This window comes from Sphingopyxis sp. (assembly GCF_036402335.1).
Classification (GTDB): domain Bacteria; phylum Pseudomonadota; class Alphaproteobacteria; order Sphingomonadales; family Sphingomonadaceae; genus Sphingopyxis.
In genome coordinates this window covers 1-2,641 of the sequence record NZ_DASWTD010000086.1, presented here as the reverse complement: position 1 = coordinate 2,641, position 2,641 = coordinate 1, and the positions used below count along the sequence as shown (strand labels likewise).

Sequence of the window (2,641 nt, the reverse complement as noted above, 5' to 3'; positions counted from 1 at the left end):
TAAGCGGCGGCGCCGTAGGGCGCCTTCCGCTTCCCGCGTTCGCAGGCGGCGGAATTATTTCCGCCGTTCGCGATTCGACGGCTTGCGCCGTCCCCCTCCTGTTGAGTAAGTCTTTCCTCCCATGGCGCGGTTCATTTTTATCACCGGCGGCGTGGTCTCCTCGCTTGGCAAAGGTTTGATGGCGGCTAGCCTCGCGGCCTTGTTGCAGGCGCGTGGCTATCGTGTCCGTATCCGGAAATTCGATCCCTATCTGAATGTCGATCCGGGCACGATGTCGCCCTATCAGCACGGCGAGGTCTATGTGACCGACGACGGGGCCGAAACCGACCTCGATCTCGGCCATTATGAGCGCTTTACCGGGGTCGCGGCGCGGCAGAGCGACAATGTCACCTCGGGCCGCATCTATCAAGGCATCATCGCCAAGGAGCGCCGCGGCGACTATCTGGGCGCGACGGTGCAGGTCGTCCCGCACGTCACCGACGCGATCAAGGAATTCGCGCGCGCCGAGATCGACGACCTCGATTTCGTGCTGTGCGAGATCGGCGGGACGGTCGGCGATATCGAATCGTTGCCCTTCATCGAGGCGATCCGCCAGCTGAAGAATGAAGAGGGACGCGAAAACGCGATCTCGGTCCATGTCACGCTGGTGCCGTACATCGCCGCCGCGGGCGAACTCAAGACCAAGCCGACGCAGCACAGCGTGCGCGAGCTTGCCTCGCTGGGGGTTCAGCCCGACATCCTGCTCTGCCGCTGCGAAAAGCCGCTGCCCGAGACGGAGCGCGCCAAAATCGCGCTCTTCTGTAACGTCCGCAAGGAAGCGGTGATCCCGGCGCTCGACGCCGACAGCATCTATTCGGTCCCGGTCCAGTACCATGGCGAAGGGCTCGACAGCGAGGTTTTACGCGCGTTCGGCATCCACGATGCGCCCGAGCCCGACCTGTCGCGCTGGTACGACATCATGGACCGCAAGCAACACCCCGAGGGCGAGGTCACGATCGGCGTCGTCGGCAAATATGTGTCGCTGCCCGACGCCTATAAATCGCTCAACGAGGCGCTGGTCCACGGCGGCATGGCGCACCGTGTCAAGGTCAATATCCGCTGGCTCGACGCCGAAATGTTCGAGCGCGACGAGGATCTCGCTGCGAACCTGGAGCCGATGCACGGCATCCTCGTCCCCGGCGGATTCGGCGAGCGCGGGTCCGAGGGCAAGATTTCGAGCGTGCGCTTCGCGCGCGAACGCAACGTGCCATTCTTCGGTATCTGCCTCGGCATGCAGATGGCGTGCATCGAGGGCGCGCGGAACACGAGCGGCATCGCCGACGCATCGAGCACCGAATTCGGCCCGACCGACGAGCCCGTCGTCGGGATGATCACCGAATGGATGAGCGCCGAAGGACTGCAGAAGCGCGGTGCCGACACCGATATGGGCGGCACGATGCGGCTGGGCGCCTATGAGGCGAAGCTGTCGCCGAACAGCCATGTCGCGACCGTCTATGGCGCCAACGACATCAGCGAGCGTCACCGCCACCGCTACGAGGTCAACAACGCCTATCGCGAACGGCTCGAAAAGGGCGGTCTCGTCTTTTCGGGCATGTCGCCCGACGGCATGTTGCCGGAAATCGTTGAGCGACCGGATCATCCGTGGTTTATCGGGGTACAATTCCATCCCGAGCTCAAGTCGAAGCCCTTCGATCCGCACCCCTTGTTCGCGGGTTTTATCGAAGCGGCGGTGAAGCAGAGCCGGCTGGTATAACGGGCATGAAAAAGGGGTTAGGCATGGATCACGCGAGACTCGCCGAGTTGCAGAGCCCCGACAGCATCTTTTCCGGGCTTTCGGTCGAAGACTGGGCCGAGATCGCGAGCCGCGCGGTGCAGGTCAATTTCGTCAAGGGCAAGGAATTGCTTGTCCAGGGTGACCCGGGCGACATGATGCTGATCCTGACCGAAGGGACGGCGCGCGTGTCGATGCTGACCGCGGGCGGGCGCGAAATCGTGCTCGCCTATGCCGAACCCGGCGCGGTGCTGGGCGAGATCGCGCTGCTCGATGGCGGCGAGCGCACGGCATCGGTCACCGCGACGAGTGCCGGAAGCGCACTCCAGCTCGGCCGAAATGCGCTGAAGGATTTTGCGGCGAGCCACCCCGAATTCACCTGGTCGCTGATGCAGCAGCTGGCGCGCCGCCTGCGCACCGCCGACCAGACGATCGAGAGCGACCGCGCCTATGCGTCGGGCCCACGGCTCGCGCGCTATCTGAAACGCCTGATTCGCAAGGACGTCGAAGCGTCGCAGCGTGTCGAGCTCAGCCAGACCGAACTCGGCAATTTCGCGGGCATGAGCCGCGAACACATCAATCGCCAGCTCAAGAGCTGGGAGGAATCGGGCGTGATTTCGCTCGAACAGGGCCGCGTGCGCGTGCTCGATGCCGATATGCTCGAGGATATCAGCGAGAGCGAGGGGTAGGACGGAAAGGCGGCTTCCGACCGGAAGCTGCCCTCTTATTCACCGTCACCCCGGACTTGATCCGGGGTCCATGACGACGGCGCGGCTATGGATTCCGGATCAAGTCCGGGATGACGAAAGTCAGGAAACGATCGGAAGCTGCCGATAGGAAACGTGCACCCCGGCGAAAGCCGGGGCCCAG

2 protein-coding genes are annotated in these 2,641 nt (G+C 63.8%); both read left to right on the top strand.

Annotation, left to right across the window (positions count from 1 at the left end; genetic code table 11):
* The first annotated feature begins 121 nt into the window (after positions 1–121).
* Positions 122–1,753 carry a CTP synthase gene (locus VGD20_RS02615; RefSeq protein WP_331132955.1) on the top strand — a complete coding sequence of 544 codons (1,632 nt, stop codon included), beginning with the start codon at positions 122–124 and terminating at the stop codon, positions 1,751–1,753.
* Positions 1,754–1,776: 23 nt separating this feature from the next.
* The gene (locus VGD20_RS02610; RefSeq protein ID WP_331132954.1) at positions 1,777–2,460 is read left to right on the top strand and encodes a Crp/Fnr family transcriptional regulator; all 684 of its coding nucleotides are present in this window, start codon (positions 1,777–1,779) and stop codon (positions 2,458–2,460) included.
* The last annotated feature ends 181 nt before the right edge of the window (positions 2,461–2,641 follow it).